Annotated in this window: 13 protein-coding genes; all 13 read right to left on the reverse strand. The window is 35.6% G+C overall.

Annotated features, from left to right (window positions below):
- Nucleotides 1-2: 2 nt before the first annotated feature.
- Nucleotides 3-1286 carry an EF-P 5-aminopentanol modification-associated protein YfmH gene (yfmH, locus tag IEV35_RS01555; RefSeq protein ID WP_188382918.1) on the reverse strand — a complete coding sequence of 428 codons (1284 nt, stop codon included), beginning with the start codon at nt 1284-1286 and terminating at the stop codon, nt 3-5.
- Nucleotides 1279-2568, reverse strand: a complete 1290-nt coding sequence (gene yfmF / locus IEV35_RS01560) for an EF-P 5-aminopentanol modification-associated protein YfmF (RefSeq protein ID WP_188382919.1) — start codon at nt 2566-2568, stop codon at nt 1279-1281. Before yfmF ends, yfmH begins: the two co-directional genes overlap by 8 nt.
- A gap of 164 nt (nt 2569-2732) precedes the next feature.
- Complete coding sequence (locus IEV35_RS01565) at nt 2733-3683, reverse strand: ABC transporter permease (RefSeq protein WP_188382920.1); 951 nt, start codon at nt 3681-3683, stop codon at nt 2733-2735.
- Complete coding sequence (locus tag IEV35_RS01570; RefSeq protein WP_188382921.1) at nt 3684-4733, reverse strand: ABC transporter permease; 1050 nt, start codon at nt 4731-4733, stop codon at nt 3684-3686.
- The gene (locus IEV35_RS01575; protein WP_188382922.1) at nt 4730-6262 is read right to left on the reverse strand and encodes an ABC transporter ATP-binding protein; all 1533 of its coding nucleotides are present in this window, start codon (nt 6260-6262) and stop codon (nt 4730-4732) included. Before IEV35_RS01575 ends, IEV35_RS01570 begins: the two co-directional genes overlap by 4 nt.
- Nucleotides 6263-6729: 467 nt before the next feature.
- A complete protein-coding gene (locus IEV35_RS01580) occupies nt 6730-7839 on the reverse strand; it encodes a BMP family lipoprotein (protein WP_188382923.1) in 1110 nt (369 codons plus the stop codon).
- A gap of 100 nt (nt 7840-7939) precedes the next feature.
- The gene (locus IEV35_RS01585; RefSeq protein WP_188382924.1) at nt 7940-8665 is read right to left on the reverse strand and encodes a GntR family transcriptional regulator; all 726 of its coding nucleotides are present in this window, start codon (nt 8663-8665) and stop codon (nt 7940-7942) included.
- Between the two features lie 261 nt (nt 8666-8926).
- Complete coding sequence (locus IEV35_RS01590) at nt 8927-11212, reverse strand: FtsK/SpoIIIE family DNA translocase (protein WP_188382925.1); 2286 nt, start codon at nt 11210-11212, stop codon at nt 8927-8929.
- A 114-nt stretch (nt 11213-11326) separates the two neighbouring features.
- Entirely contained in the window at nt 11327-11539 is a 213-nt protein-coding gene (locus IEV35_RS01595) for a YlzJ-like family protein (protein ID WP_188382926.1), read from the reverse strand.
- Entirely contained in the window at nt 11536-12267 is a 732-nt protein-coding gene (locus IEV35_RS01600) for a ClpP family protease (protein WP_188382927.1), read from the reverse strand. The genes IEV35_RS01595 and IEV35_RS01600 overlap by 4 nt, the downstream gene beginning before the upstream one ends.
- A gap of 448 nt (nt 12268-12715) precedes the next feature.
- A complete protein-coding gene (gene dapA, locus IEV35_RS01605) occupies nt 12716-13591 on the reverse strand; it encodes a 4-hydroxy-tetrahydrodipicolinate synthase (protein ID WP_188382928.1) in 876 nt (291 codons plus the stop codon).
- Between the two features lie 6 nt (nt 13592-13597).
- Nucleotides 13598-14845 carry an aspartate kinase gene (gene dapG / locus IEV35_RS01610; protein ID WP_188382929.1) on the reverse strand — a complete coding sequence of 416 codons (1248 nt, stop codon included), beginning with the start codon at nt 14843-14845 and terminating at the stop codon, nt 13598-13600.
- Between the two features lie 23 nt (nt 14846-14868).
- Complete coding sequence (locus IEV35_RS01615; RefSeq protein ID WP_188382930.1) at nt 14869-15918, reverse strand: aspartate-semialdehyde dehydrogenase; 1050 nt, start codon at nt 15916-15918, stop codon at nt 14869-14871.
- Between the last annotated feature and the right edge of the window lie 7 nt (nt 15919-15925).

The raw sequence follows: 15925 nt of genomic DNA on the forward strand, positions 1-15925 counted from the left end.
TCCTATTCAGCAGATATCGTACAAACACTTAATCTTTCTTTAGAAATCCAATTTTTCAAGTAATCATTCGCATCATCAACAGTTAACTCTTGAATAATTGGTATTAAATCAAAATAATCAACTTGAACGGTATGATAATGAATAAATTTACTGGCAATATTTTCTAATGAATTCATAGAACGAAGTAATTGTCCAATTCTTTTCCGTTTCATCCGTTCAAATTCTTCTTCTGTAATCTTCATATTATTAGTTGATAATAACAATTCCGTTATTTTAGTTGAAAATTGTTCTGGATTATTAGTGTTACCACCAATAATCGAATACCCGTAATTCTTATCCAAATTAGTTTCAAAATAAAAACTAGAATCAATAATATTTTCCTTATATAATTCTTCGTAAAATTGACCGCTCTTAGAGAAAAAATAAGAAATAATCATATCCTGAAGCAAATCTTTTTGTACAAATTCTGACCCATTTAATTCTTGATAGGACTCTTTAATTCCTACTGTACATTTAGCTACTGACACTGGCATTTTATGTTTATATTGCTTCTTAGCAACTTCTTTTGGTTCTTCAGGATAACTGCGTTGTATTTCTTCTAGTTTTGGGAATTCTTTAGCTTGCTGGTTTTCCTTAATCAAGGTCATCATCGATTCAGTATTAAAATTACCAGCAATAAAAAATGTCATATTTTCTGGATGATAGAAAGTGTTATAACAAGTATATAAATCATCTTTCGTTATCTTATTAATAGACTCTACAGTACCAGCGATATCAATATTTATCGGTGTTTCTTTAAATAATGCTTTAACGGTACCCATAAAAGATTGCCAATCCGGCTGATCATCATACATTTTAATTTCTTGCCCAATAATCCCTTTTTCCTTTTCCACCGATTGCTCAGAGAAATAAGGATCCTGTACAAAATCAAGTAAAGTTTTTACATTTTCCTCGATATTGGAGGTGGCAGAAAATAAATAGGCTGTTTTAGAAAAAGATGTGTATGCATTCGCTGATGCTCCCTGCTTACTAAAGTCTGCAAATACATCACGATCTTTTTTCTCAAAAAGTTTATGCTCTAAAAAGTGAGCAATACCATCTGGCACTGTTACTTCTTCTGATTGACCAATTGGAACAAATGTCCGATCCATCGAACCATAATTGGTAGAGAAAATTGCATAGGTTTTAGACATTTGCGGACGAGGTAATAAGAAAACGGTTAAGCCGTTATCCAATTTCTCTTCATATAATGTTTCTTCAATATGTTTATATTCTTTACTATTCATTAGACCCGCCCCCTTCACTTGTTAATAAATATATCGTGTCTTCTTCTATGCTTTTACCGACCTCAGTGACCTCTTCAAGGTTTACTTTTTTTATATTCTCGATAAGCTCATGTGGAGAGAGTTCTACCTCAGCAATCACTTGTTGGTATAGCATTTCGATAATACCTTGTGGGTGATCAAGAGTTTCTAATAACTGGTTTACAATTAAGTCTTTCGTTTCTGATAGTTCCTCTTCCGTTATATCTCCATTTTTCATTGCATCCATTTGTTGCCTCATAATATCCCTAGCTTTTTCATAGTCCTCAGGAGCAATTCCACTAAATACAAATAATAGCCCTTTATGACTTTCTAACCTGGATGATGCATAGTAAGCTAGACTATTTTTTTCACGTACATTGATAAAGAGCTTTGAACTTGGAAATCCACCTAATATACCATTAAATACTTGTAATGCAGGATAATTATCATCCTTATACGTAATATTGGTTCGATAGCCGATATGAAGTTTGGCTTGTTGTACATTTTGTTTTTCAATGATTTCTTGAGGTTCTTTCTTTTTGTTTAGCTGTTCATCTTTGCTTTCAGTTCTTTGGCTAATCTGATCCCTTTGGAAACTCTCACCAACTAGTTCTTCCATATACACTTTGTCTAAATCGCCTAGTATATAAATATCGATTTGATCTTCTTTTAATAGTGAACGATAATATTCATATAAATCTGCTGCCGTTAGTTTATCTAAATCTTCTTCATAGCCTGAAACATGAATTTGATATGCTTCTCCTTCACACATCTCATCAATTAAACGCATATTTGCGTATCTCATTTTATCATCTACAACCGAGCGAATTTTTTGTCTTAACGTTTCTTTTTCACGATTAAATATCGTCTCATCAAAACAATTATTCGCTACATTCGGTTGAAAAATCACATCGTTTACTAATCTAATCGCTTGCTTCAACACATCTGATTCATTCGGGATAAACTTTTCATTCGCTACTTCTAAACGAAAACTTAGAATATGATTATTCCCTTTTTTGCCACCGTCAATAGAGAGGACAGCACCATATAAATTTTCTAATGCAATTTGAAACTCTTTTCTTGTAGGGTATTTTCTAGGACCTTGTTGTAATATTAATGGCAATAAAGCCCTCTTTGTTATCGTTTCACGGTCCAATGGGGCTTTTAATTTCACAACAATGTGTACGGTCTTAAACTTTTCATTTGGTATGAGATGTAAGTTATAACTATCTAGCTTCTTTACTTCTTCTTTAATTGTAACCATCAAAAGTTCCTCCAATTTTATACAATCCAAACATATAAGTTAGTTTGTACGTTTTTTTGCAATCAATGAACATTTGTTGATATCCATAGTTTACCATTTTTATGTTTGTAAATAAAAAAATAGAGCTAATTTCCACGAAGTTCCGTGAAAATTAGCTCTTACTTCTATCGGCTACCTTTAATGTAAGGCTGTCCGTTTGCTGCTGGAGCATCTGCTCTACCGATTAGTCCAGCTAATGCTAGAATTGTTAACACATATGGAGCAATTAACAGATAAATTTGCGGAATGCCATCTAAGAATGGAATAGATGAACCTGAAATACTTAAACTTTGAGCAAATCCAAAGAATATTGCAGCTCCCATGGCACCAAGTGGATGCCATTTCCCAAAGATAACAGCAGCTAGAGCCATAAATCCTTGTCCAACGATAGTTGAATGGGAGAAGTTAGACACGATAGTTAACGCAAATACGGAACCACCTAATCCACCTAATACTCCAGATAAAATTACAGCAGTATATCTAATTTTTGATACACTAATTCCGTTCGTATCCGCAGCCATTGGATGTTCACCAACAGCACGAAGACGTAAACCAAAAGCGGTTTTATATAAAACGTACCAAGCTACAACCGCAATAATAATTGCTACGTAGGAAGTCGCATATACACCTTCAAAAAAGATTGGTCCAATAACTGGTATCTTATGCAAGATCGGAATATCTGTTCTAAAGAAACCGTCCACCATATCGGTTTGACCTTTACCGTACCACTGCTTCGTTAAGTACACACCTACACCAAGAGCTAGCATATTAATTGCTACCCCACTAACAGTTTGGTCTGCTTTAAAGGAAACGGATGCAACAGCATGTATAATCGCAAAAATACCACCTACAATACCAGCAACTCCAACTGCTATCCATGGAGTAATCGATCCTAAACTATCTTGGAAAGTTAGTGTAAATACAATACCAACAAATGCTCCCATAACCATTAAACCTTCTAGGCCAATGTTTATTACTCCAGACCGTTCACTAAATACTCCTCCAAGTGCTGTTAATATTAGGGGTGCTGAAAAGAATAACACGGTCGGTATCAATGATTGCAGTAAATCAATCATTTATTTCCCCTCCTTTTTAAAGCGAAGCAATGCCCAGCGAATAATATAACTTGATGCAACAAAGAAAATAATTAAAGCAATTATAATGTCAACTAACTCGGTAGGCACACCAGCTCCAGTTGGCATCTCATTTGCACCTTCTTTAAGTGTTCCAAAGAGGAATGCAGCCATTACAACCCCGAACGGATTGTTTGCACCAAGTAATGCAACAGCGATCCCATCAAATCCAAGATTCGTAAATCCAGACATAACATGGATATTACCGAACGTACCTAACCCTTCCATTGCTCCTGCCAGTCCAGCAAAACCACCTGCAATCACCATAGAAAGGATAATATTTTTACCTACTTTCATACCAGCATATTTAGAAGCATGCTTATTAAAACCAACTGCTTTCAATTCATATCCAATGGTTGTACGTTGAATAATGAACCACATAATAACAGCTGCAAATAAAGCAATTAAGATTCCATAATGTAATCTTGAGTTTAACGTCATATTACTTAGGAAGTCTGAAGCTAAAGAAGCAGTATCAGCAATATTTTCTGTTTTTGTAGCATGATCAGTTAACACAGATCGAATAATATTATTTGATACATGAAGTGCAATATAGTTCATCATAATCGTTACAATAACTTCATGCACACCAAGTTTTGCTTTTAATAAACCAGGTACAAATCCCCATAGTCCACCAGCAATCGCTCCTGCTAAAATTGCCAAAGGTAGATGAATAATAAATGGTGCATCAATAGCTATACCTACCCATACGGAAGCAAGCCACCCAACAATTACTTGCCCTTCAGCACCGATATTAAATAGACCTGTACGGAAAGCAAATGCAATGGCAAGACCTGTTAAGATTAACGGAGTAGTACGACGGATCGTTTCTCCGATTGTATAAGCATCCCCAAAAGCACCTCTCCATAAAGCTGCATAACCTTCGATAGGATTATAACCGGAAATAATCATAATAATAGCACCAACAAATAATCCTAAGAAGACTGAAAATACAGGAATCATAAATGTCATAAACTTATTGTTTGAGGTCATTTGGATTCACCCGCCTTCGTCGTTGTGCTTCCTGCCATTAATAAACCAAGTTCATTTTCATCAGTTTCTTCAGGTTTTACATTTGCAACAATTTTACCATCAAACATAACCGCTATACGGTCACTTACGTCTAATATTTCATCTAATTCAAATGATATTAATAACACGGCTTTACCCTTATCTCGTTCTTCAATCAATTTTTTATGAATAAATTCAATAGCACCGACATCAAGTCCTCTTGTTGGTTGAGCAGCGATTAATAAATCTGGTGAACGATCGATTTCACGTGCAATTATCGCTTTTTGCTGATTTCCCCCTGATAACGCACGGGCCAACGTGTAAACGCTCGGTGTACGTACATCATATAGTTCAATTAACTCTTCTGCCTTATTGAAAATTTCCTTCGGCTTCAGAATTGTATTTTTAGAATAAGGTTTTTGGTAATACGTTTGTAAGACAATGTTCTCTCCAATAGAATAATCCAAGACTAAACCATATTTATGTCTATCTTGTGGAATATGTCCTACACCGCTCTCGGTTACTTTTCTTGGTGATTTATTCGTTATGTCTTTATTATTTAAAAGAATTTGTCCACCGTTAGCCTTTGCTAAACCTGTTATAGCTTCAATAAGCTCTGATTGACCATTCCCATCAATACCAGCAATACCAACTATCTCACCAGCACGCACTTCTAAGTCTAGTCCTTTTACGATGTTAACTTTACGAGCATCTTTAACATATAAATCATTAATTTTTAGTACAGCCTCTTTTGGTTCAGCAGGTTTTTTATCTGTTTTAAAACTTACTTCACGTCCAACCATTAGGGATGCAAGCTCATCTACATTCGTGTCGGCAATATTTACAGTTCCAATCCCTTTCCCTTTACGAATAACTGTACAGCGATCACTGACTTCCATAATTTCTTTTAGTTTATGAGTTATTAGAATAATAGATTTTCCTTCTCTAACTAAAGAACGCATGATTTCTAGTAACTCTGTTATTTCTTGTGGTGTTAAAACAGCGGTAGGTTCATCGAAAATTAAAACTTCTGCACCTCGATAAAGCGTCTTCAATATTTCAACGCGTTGCTGCATTCCGACCGAGATATCTCTTATTTTTGCGGTTGGATCTACTTTTAATCCATAACGATCAGAAAGTTCTTGAATCTCTCTCTCTGCTTTTTTTAAGTTAATACTTCCTATTTTTGTTTTTGGTTCTTTTCCTAAAATGATATTTTGTGTGACCGTAAATGGTTCTACTAACATAAAATGTTGGTGTACCATTCCTATCCCTAAATCATTCGCTATATTAGGATTAGTGATCTTAACAGGTTCTCCTTTAACCCGAATTTCACCTTTTTCAGGTTGGTATAAGCCAAAGAGTACGTTCATTAATGTTGATTTACCAGCGCCATTCTCGCCAAGTAACGCGTGAATCTCGCCTTTTTTCAATTGAATAGTGATATTATCGTTCGCAACAATACCAGGGAATTCCTTACGTATATTTAGCATTTCAATAACATAATCCAATTGAGAATCACCCCTTTATAATAAAATCAGATAAATTATATTAATCTATAAAATTACCAAATGAAAGAGACAAAAATTATCCCCTTCAGTTGATAATCTTAAATTAGAGGCTGTAGCAAAATTATTAACAATGGTACGATCAGAACATAATCAAGTGCATATAACCCGCCCCGGAAATATACTTCGCTTTCCGTGGGCGGCTGGTGAGCCAGGCTACTACTTGGAATTACTTCCATGCTGCCTTGCACCGAGGAAGCATACTGCGTAGCGAAACTTGCAGACGCAGGTGCATTCTCGGGGTCTCACCGATGCCTTTCCTCCCACAGGGCAAGGAACGCTTCGGCAGCGAAACATCGCACGCAGAAAAAGCGTTCTCCTTTTTCAAGGAGTCTCCGTATATTTCCGGGGCTAATATGGCGCAACACTCGCCTTTAATACCCTTTAATTTTACTCAGCCTCTATTTATTTTATAGAGACTCTTCGAAAGTCTTTAATTCTTCACGTGTTGTAGGAACTTCGATGTCGTTGTTACGGATTTTTTCTTCCCATTCTTTTACGGAAGAAATAATGTCTTCTGTCATCGCTTCTTCGTTAGTAGTTGCTACTGAAATACCGTTTTCTTCAAGACCGAATTCTAATTGCTCTCCACCTGGGAACTTACCTTCAAGAGCTAGGTCTGAAACGTCTTTAACAGCAACGTCAACACGTTTAACCATAGAAGTTAAAGTAACGTTATGATCCCCAATTACTCCTTCTTCATGTTGGTCACGGTCAACACCAATTACCCAAATTTCGCGATCTGGATCAGCATTTTTAAGGTCTCTAGCTTCGTTAAATACTCCGTTACCAGTACCACCAGAAGCATGATAAATTACGTCAATGTCGTTGTTGTACATATCTGCTGCGATCATTTTACCTTTAGAAGCATCACCGAAAGATTCTGCATATTGTACTTCTACTTCAATGTCAGGGTTTACAGATTTTGCACCAGCAATAAATCCAACTTCAAACTTGTTGATTAGAGGTGAGTCAACACCACCAACAAAGCCTAATTTATTCGTTTTAGTTTTAAGCGCTGCAGCTACACCAACTAGGAAAGAACCTTGATGTTCTTTAAATGTAATACTTACAGCGTTATCTGCTTCTACTACGTCATCAACAATTGCGAAGAATCTATCTTCATTATTTTCTGCTGCTTCTTGAATCGTATCTTTTAATTCAAAACCAATACCAAAGATTAGGTCATAATTTTCACGTACTAGACGGTTAACGTTTGGAACATAATCTTCTGGAGCATTTGATTGTGCGTAATCAATTCCATTACCTTTAGAAAAGCCGTGTTGATCGCCCCATTCTACTAAACCTTCCCAAGCTGATTGGTTAAATGATTTATCATCTACTCCACCAATATCAGTTACCATTGCAGCTGAAAATTCTGGTTCATCACCATTATCTGCACTACTATTGTTGCTGTCATTGTTTTTATTATTTGCACTGTTGTTATCTCCGCCACCACAAGCAGCTAAGATTAAACCTAGTCCAAGGATTAATACAAATAAAAAGCTTAATTTCTTCATGAATAATACCCCCATATTTTTTTATTAAGTATTTCAGTGTACTGCTTATGTTACTGCTACTCTTGTTGTACATCACCTCCTAAAAGTATATGAGATTTCATTACAACCGCTTTCTTAATACGTGAAAACTAAATACATCAGGACGAAAATAGTTTAGTGAGTATAAAACTGGCTCATCATTTTCGGTATAATGTATTTGTTTTAGTAGAAGCAACGATTGTTCAAAATCACAATTCAATAAATTAAAAATTCTTTCTTGGAAACTGACTGGTTCTATATACGTAATCGCGTAACTTACCTTTTTACCTGCATGTTCTTCTAATGTCTTAAATAAGGACTCCTCCTTATTTGCGGCTTCGTTAGGTATTAATCCTTCAGGTATTTTATCAATACAGAAGACAACTGGTTTGCCATCTGCAGTGCGAATACGTTCAATCTTCACAAGCCTTGTAATGTTATTCGGATGGAACTTCTGCCGTTCCTCTTCTGTAGGTTCAATAATTTCTGTTGAACAATATTGTGATCCAGGTGTTTTACCAGCTTGTTCAATCATATAAGTGACACTATTCAATTCTTCTATTCCAGAGGAAACAATTGGTTTCGGATTAACGAAAGTACCAACACCATGTTTTCTCGTAACAATATTATCCTCTTCTAATAAACGTAATGCTTCGCGCAATGTTGCTCTAGAGACACCGAGATTCTTAGCAAGCTCGAATTCAGATGGCAATTTTTCGTTTTCCTTATAATTACCGGCTTCGATATCTTCCTTCAATTTATCTATTACTTGTAAGTATAAATGCCTAGAGTCTGATTTTATTGACATAGAGGCCCTCCTGAGTATTTGCTATTTACTAACAAAATTTAAATCGACAAATACTGACAACCATACCTTGAATAATATATCATTAATTGCATAACAAATAAATAGTTTTATGTTAAATTGACGAATAAATTTAATATAAAACATACTAATATTGTTGAAAACGTTTGTAATAATACCCTGAAGCGATTTCAAAACCTCGCAAAAAAGAGGCTAAGCGAAAGATTATGTTTGTTTTATCACTTAGCCTTTATAGAATACCATTTAAGAGGTTTTTTCTTCAGTTTGAGAAACTAATACTGTTCGTGGCTTACTGCCTTCATATGGACCAACAATACCACGTAATTCCATGGCGTCAATTAATCTTGCTGCACGAGTGTAGCCAATTCGAAATCTTCGCTGCAGCATGGAAACACTCGCACTTTGCATCTCGGTTACTAATTGTACCGCATCATCATATAATTCATCATCTACTTCTTCTCGGACTTCATTCGTATCTTCTGGAATCATATCCTCTTGGTAACTAGCTTTTTGTTGTTCGATACAATGATCAACAACTCTCTCTACTTCATCATCTGATAAAAAGGCACCCTGAACTCGAACCGGCTTAGAAGATCCTACTGGTAAAAATAACATATCTCCTCTACCTAATAACTTCTCCGCGCCTCCAGAATCAAGAATTGTTCGTGAATCTGTTGAGGAAGATACACTAAAAGCAATTCTGGATGGAATGTTTGCTTTAATAACCCCTGTGATAACGTCAACAGATGGTCTTTGCGTTGCAATGATTAAATGTATTCCAGCTGCTCTTGCCATTTGTGCAAGTCTAGTAATCGAGTCTTCAACATCACTAGAAGCAACCATCATTAAATCAGCTAATTCATCTACTATTACAACTATATATGGTAAGTTTGGTTGATGCTCTGATTCTTCTCTTGAATGATTAATCTTACGAATAAATTCATTATAGCCTTCAATATTTCTAGTACCTGTGTCAGAAAACAATTCATAACGTCGTTCCATTTCTGCAACAACTTTTTTAAGTGCACGAGAGGCCTTTTTAGGATCAGTAACAACTGGAGCTAACAAATGTGGTATCCCATTGTAAACATTCAATTCTACTTTTTTCGGGTCTATCATCATCATTTTCACTTCATGTGGTTTTGCCCGCATTAAAATAGTCGTAATAATCCCATTTACACAGACACTTTTTCCACTTCCAGTTGCACCTGCAATAAGTAAATGTGGCATTTTATTTAGTTCAGCTAAAATCGCATCACCAGAAATATCTTTCCCGAGTGCAACTAATAGTTTAGAAGTTTGATTACTTGTCGTCGCATCTAATACTTCTCTTAGAGAAACCATTGCAATCTCTTGGTTGGGCACTTCAATACCTACCGCAGATTTTCCTGGGATTGGTGCCTCTATTCGTATATCTTTTGCTGCTAAAGCAAGGGCTAAATCATCATGCAAGTTTACAATTTTACTAACCTTCACACCAGCTTCAGGATATACTTCATACTTAGTTACGGCTGGTCCAACATTTACCTTTGTAACCCTAGCTTTAACCCCAAAACTATGAAATGTTCGTTCTAGCTTTCTAACTACGGATTGGATTTGTGATTTATCATGATACTGAGCATTTTGTGCTGGCTCTGCTAATAAGTTAGGAGATGGTAATATATATTCATGATTTTCTGTTTCTGCCATTGGCATAACTTCAATATCATCATCTTCATTTACCGTTTCTGTTATCTGTTGTTCTTGTTTGCTAGCACTAGCTTCTACCATTTCCCCATGATTTTGACCTTCAAATGCATACGTAACATCTGGATAATTGTCTATATTTGTTTCAATCAATGGTTCTACATCTACGGTAACTTCATTTGGTTCTTCATTTGCTTTTTGCTCAGATTTCCTCTTATCTGTTTTCGCTTTTCCTTTTTCCTTCCGATTTTTCATAGATGCTTTTACTTTATTGGTCGATTTTGTAAAAAAATCACCCATCGAAAATTCTGTAAGGAAAATAACACCAATTAATATAGAGAAAATGGCAACAATTTTCGCACCTACAGATGAGAATAAGTAATAACAAAATGCAAAGAGAAATGCACCAACTAACCCACCGCCAAGTTGAGAAGCATTTGCTTGTCCTTGAACAAAATCAAAAAAATTATTCCATGTTGCTTTTATAATTGAAGTATCTGTGCTTGCTGCTATTAAACTCTCATACGATTGTATATGGGTATATAATAAGGTTCCTAGTAATATGATATAGAAACCTATCATTTTTCTATGTAGGAAGTTTGGGTATTCCCTTTTAATGACAAGATATATTCCAATAACAAAGAGAAATAAAGAAGCAGTGAAATACCATATCCCTAGAAAAAATCGAAAAATATGCTCTAATCCACCTGGAATAGCACCTTCACTAATTGCACTAGCACCACTACCAAAGATTGCTAGAAATATAAATAGTAAGCCTAATAGTTCAAACTGTACTGTTTTCTTTAATGTACTTTTCTTCCGTTTTCTTCTTTTCTTAGCCATTCACTCACCTCTTACTAATTACACAACTGTAAAACTTGAAACCCCTGCCACTTAGGCAAGGGTTCAACTCTTGATGTACAATTATAGTATATCATAGACAACAAAATTTAACGATTACCTTTGTTGAATTATTGTTCCTGGGATAAAGTTTTCATCCAAATAATCTTGTGGATCAGTTGATAATAGTTGAATTAATTGATACTCTCCTTGAGAATTTTTTTCGACAAAACAGGTTCTACCATTGTATGTAATGCATTCTCTATTCGTATATACATTTTCAGCGGTAGGAAAGATGTCAGATTCTGAAAGAGGTGTATATAAGATCATTGTATGACCTCCTGATGATCGGTACCTTTTATTTGACTAATTAATTCATTTAATTTATTCATTGCATCTTTTACTCCACCTACTTCATCAATAAGACCGTATTCAACTGCATCGGTACCAATCACATTCGTCCCAATATCTCTTGTAAGGTTCCCCTTCGCAAACATAAGATCCTTAAACTTCTCCTCTTTAATATTGGAATGATTCACTACAAAATTAATTACACGCTCTTGCATTTTATCTAGGTATTCAAAGGTTTGAGGCACACCGATGACAAGCCCAGTTAACCGTACTGGATGTATTGTCATTGTAGCTGTGGGAACGATGTATGAATAGTCTGTTGAGACTGCTATTGGAACACCAATTGAATGTCCTCCACCTAGAACGATAGAGACGGTAGGTTTTGACAGGGAAGCAATCATTTCCGATAGTGCTAAACCAGCCTCTACATCACCACCAACTGTATTCAATAATATTATAACGCCTTCGATTTTGGGATTTTGCTCTATTGCAATTAATTGTGGTAATAAATGTTCGTATTTTGTTGTTTTATTTTGTGGTGGAAGTTGAATATGTCCCTCTACTTGACCGATAATAGATAGGACATGAATATTTGAATCCGGTGCAGTTGGTATGTTCGTTTGTCCAAGTGCTTGAATTTTCTGTACTAATGATGACGATCCTGATTGTTCTTCTTGTCCATCTTTTTTCTCTGGATTTTTTTCCATAAAAAAAGCACTCCTTCCTAAAATCACTATAAATATAGTATGAACGGAAATAACTAAATACATTCCTAAAGAAAAAAGTGGCTGGGACAAAAGCTTTTTCTAAATAGTAAAAACCGAACTATACGATTTGGGAGCAACTAACCCGCTCCGGAAATATACTTCGCTTTCCGCGGGCGGCTGGTGAGCCAGGCTACTACAAAGAATTCGCTTCTTCGCTGCCTTGCACCGAGGAAGCCTGCTACGTAGCGTAACTTGCAGACGCAGGTGCATCAACGGGGTCTCACCTATGCCTTTCCTCCCGCAGGACAAGGAACGCTTCGTCAGCGAAACATCGCACGAAGAAAAAGCGTTTTCCTTTTTCGAGGAGTCTACGTATATTTCCGGAGCTAATTTATCGTATTATTCGGCTTTAAAATTGGAAATTTAGTTTTGTCCTAGCATCATTAAATTAATATTTCAACGTATTCATTAGTGATTTTAGGTCATTTTCTTCTTGTTCTGTTAAAGGGACTAGTGGTAGTCGGACTCCTCCAGTTTGAATTCCTTTTATACTTAATGCGTATTTGACTGGAGAAGGTGATGGAGCATTAAATAGACCATTCATTATTGGTAATAGCTTTCTATGAAGTGATGCAGCAAGTTTCATATTACCTTCATTAAACGCCTGAACCATTTCTTTCATTTCATTACCAATAACATGTGATGCTACTGATACGATTCCATCTCCACCAATCGAAAGCATTGGTAAGGTTAGCCCATCATCACCACTATAAACAGTAAAGTCATCGCTTGTATGTTCAATGATAGTTGCCGCTTGATCTAAATCTCCGCTTGCCTCTTTTACAGATACAATATTTTCAATCTTACTTAATTCTATTATTGTTTCTGCATTCATGTTAATTACCGATCTTCCCGGTATATTGTAAAGCATCACAGGTAAATTTGTAGCATTCGCAACAGTTTTAAAATGTTCATATAGTCCTTGTTGATTCGGCTTATTATAATAAGGAGTGACTAACATAATTGCATCTACTCCACATTTTTCAGCCTCTTTTGTTAATTCAATAGAACTTTGTGTATTGTTACCACCAGTTCCCGCAATAATAGGAACACGTTTGTCGACAATTTTAACTACGTGAGAAAATAACTCTAGTTTCTCTTTTGTAGTGAGTGTAGGAGATTCGCCTGTTGTACCAGCAACTACTAAACCATCTGTTCCATTTTCTAGTAAATAGTTTATTAAATTTGTTGTTTGATCCAAGTCAATTTCTCCATTTTTATTAAATGGAGTAACCATAGCAGTTAAGATTTTACCAAAATTCATTTATACTCACCTTTCCGTAATAAAATCATGTAAAATTGTCGAATTGGAAGCTAATTCAAATTCTTCATGTAACGCATTTACTGCTTTATATAAATCCACACTTGGAATTAATACCCATATGGTCGTATGGCTATCAGCTGATTGTAATATTTGAATATTTTGATTTGTTAAAGCTTGCACGATCCTTGAAGCAACACCAGGTACACCAGTCATACCTGCACCGACAACAGAAACTTTTGTACAATCTTTGACCACATTAGGATTAAAACCTTTTGACTTTAATATTTTTATTGCTCTATTTGTTTGCACTTCAGGAACCGTATAGATAACTCCAGTAGGAGAGATATTTATAAAATCAACCGAAATACCAACATCTGCCATTGCTTTAAATACTTCTGATTGAAACCGATAAGCCTCTTTCTCTTTCGTTTGAACTTTTATTTGTGAAATATTTGCTAAGTGAGCTATTCCAGTTACTAGTCGATCAGAAACATCTACACCCATCTGACCAGTACTCGTTACTAACGTTCCTCCACTTTCTTCATACGTAGAGCGAACAATGATTGGAATTCTCCCATGCATCGCAATTTCAACAGCTCTTGGATGAATGACTTTAGCTCCTTGATAAGCAAGATTACAAATCTCTTTATAGGTTACAACATCTAAAGGACGTGCATCTTTAACAACTCTAGGATCTGCTGTCATAATTCCATTCACATCTGTAAAAATTTCAATTCGTTCTGCTTTAAGTGCAGCACCTAAAGCAGCTGCTGTAGTATCACTACCTCCACGACCAAGTGTTGTTAATTCTCCAAGGTTATTCTTACCTTGGAATCCTGCAACAACAACTACATCATATTCATTAAATTCCTTTAAGATCCGAGAAGGATTTACTTCTTTTATTTTTGCTTGATTGAAATCTGCATTAGTCATTATTCCTGCTTGTGCACCAGTTAACGCAATGGACTTAATCGACTTCTTTTTTAATTCATTTGATAACACAACAGAAGAAATAATTTCTCCACAAGCCATTAACATATCAAGCTCGCGGGTAGAAATAGAATATTCTGGAAAATCAACTAAATCTAGAAGCGAATCCGTTGCATAAGGATCCGGTCTTCTACCTAATGCAGATACAACAACAACAAGCTTAGAGCCATCTATTAGCGCATTCTCTATATGATTGATTACATTTTTCCTAGTGTGTTTGTTTTGTACAGAAGTTCCTCCAAATTTTTGAACTAATATCTGCACACTTTACACCTCTATAAAAAACATTATTTTAATAGCAGATTCTTTTCAATTACTCTTTCTGCTATTTGTACTGTATTCCATGCAGCACCTTTCAATAAATTATCTGAAACAATCCATAGATGGAATCCATTGTGATTATCTAGATCCTTTCTGACACGACCTACAAAAACATCTTTCTTACCAGCAGCACTTTGTGGTGTTGGATATTCTTGTATATTTGGATTATCTTGTAAAGTTACTCCTGGTGCCTTTCGTAACATTTCCCATAATGCTTCTACTGAAACCCCTTCCTCTTCCACTTCAATATATACACTTTCCGCGTGTGATGTGAAAAAAGGAAGCCTGACACAAGTAGCGGTTACTGCAAGTTCGTTCTTATGCAGAATTTTTCTTGTCTCATTAATCATTTTCATTTCTTCTAACGTATATCCGTTATCTTGGAACATATCGATTTGTGGTAATGCATTAAAAGCAATTGGGTAATGGTTTTTATCTCCTTTTACAGGGAATAATTCAGGATGAATTTCTTCATTATTTAAATAATTTTGAGTCTGGTTTCGTAATTCTTCTACAGCTTGATTACCTGCGCCTGATACTGCTTGGTAAGTCGATACGATCACTCGTTTTAGGCCAAAGGCATCTTGTAGTGGTTTTAATGCTGTTACCATTTGGATAGTAGAACAATTTGGATTTGCGATAATCCCTTGGTGACGTAATAAATCATTTTCGTTAACTTCCGGGACAACTAATGGGACATTTTCATCCATTCGAAATGCACTCGTATTGTCAACTACAACCGCTCCACGTTTCACCGCTTCATTGGCAAATTGCTTTGAAACGGAACCACCTGCTGAAAACAAGGCAATATCTATATCTTCAAAACTATCATTTGTTGCTTCCTCAACTATTAAATCATTACCTTTAAAATTTATAATAGTACCAGCAGAACGTTTTGAGGATAGAAGCTTTAATTGATTGATAGGAAGATCTCTTTCCTCTAAAACTTCTATAATTTTTTGCCCAACTGCTCCTGTTGCTCCAACTACTGCTATATTATAGCCTTTCCTAGTCATGATGATG

The organism is Ornithinibacillus halotolerans (assembly GCF_014637405.1).
Lineage (GTDB): Bacteria > Bacillota > Bacilli > Bacillales > Amphibacillaceae > Ornithinibacillus > Ornithinibacillus halotolerans.

Excerpts from the sequence above, each read along its gene's own strand:
- yfmH (WP_188382918.1), bottom strand. The coding sequence starts at position 1,286 with ATGAATAGTAAAGAATATAAACATATTGAAGAAACATTATATGAAGAG.
- yfmF (WP_188382919.1), bottom strand. The coding sequence starts at position 2,568 with ATGGTTACAATTAAAGAAGAAGTAAAGAAGCTAGATAGTTATAACTTA.
- IEV35_RS01565 (WP_188382920.1), bottom strand. The coding sequence starts at position 3,683 with ATGATTGATTTACTGCAATCATTGATACCGACCGTGTTATTCTTTTCA.
- IEV35_RS01570 (WP_188382921.1), bottom strand. The coding sequence starts at position 4,733 with ATGACCTCAAACAATAAGTTTATGACATTTATGATTCCTGTATTTTCA.
- IEV35_RS01580 (WP_188382923.1), bottom strand. The coding sequence starts at position 7,839 with ATGAAGAAATTAAGCTTTTTATTTGTATTAATCCTTGGACTAGGTTTA.
- IEV35_RS01585 (WP_188382924.1), bottom strand. The coding sequence starts at position 8,665 with ATGTCAATAAAATCAGACTCTAGGCATTTATACTTACAAGTAATAGAT.
- IEV35_RS01590 (WP_188382925.1), bottom strand. The coding sequence starts at position 11,212 with ATGGCTAAGAAAAGAAGAAAACGGAAGAAAAGTACATTAAAGAAAACA.
- IEV35_RS01595 (WP_188382926.1), bottom strand. The coding sequence starts at position 11,539 with ATGATCTTATATACACCTCTTTCAGAATCTGACATCTTTCCTACCGCT.
- IEV35_RS01600 (WP_188382927.1), bottom strand. The coding sequence starts at position 12,267 with ATGGAAAAAAATCCAGAGAAAAAAGATGGACAAGAAGAACAATCAGGA.
- dapA (WP_188382928.1), bottom strand. The coding sequence starts at position 13,591 with ATGAATTTTGGTAAAATCTTAACTGCTATGGTTACTCCATTTAATAAA.
- IEV35_RS01615 (WP_188382930.1), bottom strand. The coding sequence starts at position 15,918 with ATGACTAGGAAAGGCTATAATATAGCAGTAGTTGGAGCAACAGGAGCA.